This is a genomic window from Halobellus captivus (assembly GCF_007655485.1).
In the GTDB taxonomy this organism is placed as follows: Archaea; Halobacteriota; Halobacteria; order Halobacteriales; family Haloferacaceae; genus Haloquadratum; species Haloquadratum captivum.
The window spans coordinates 10,248-10,565 of record NZ_VJXQ01000001.1; the positions used below are offsets into that span (position 1 = coordinate 10,248).

Sequence of the window (318 nt, forward strand, 5' to 3'; positions counted from 1 at the left end):
CTATATCGAGTATATGCTCGAAGAGGTGCTCGATCCCGACGAGGGAATCTACGGCCTCGCGCCGATCCCCTACGGCGACGTCGACGCTTCCCTCGACATCCTCGAACGCGTCGAGGACGAAGACGCCTATGTGGGCGCGTGTTTCGTCACCGCGGGTGCAAGCCCACCATTAGGCAATCGGAAGTACGACCGGATCTACGAGCGCTGCGAGCAGATGGATTATCCCATCGTTTTCCATACTGGTGGTTCGGGTCTCGACGAGTACGTCCGCGCGGGGTACGAGGAGATGATCGAGACGCACACGCTCGGCTTTTTGGA

Annotated in this window: 1 protein-coding gene; it reads left to right on the forward strand. The window is 59.4% G+C overall.

The features are described from left to right. On the forward strand, positions 1-318 hold a 318-nt coding region (locus FJT57_RS16510), incomplete at both ends, for an amidohydrolase family protein (RefSeq protein ID WP_203229099.1).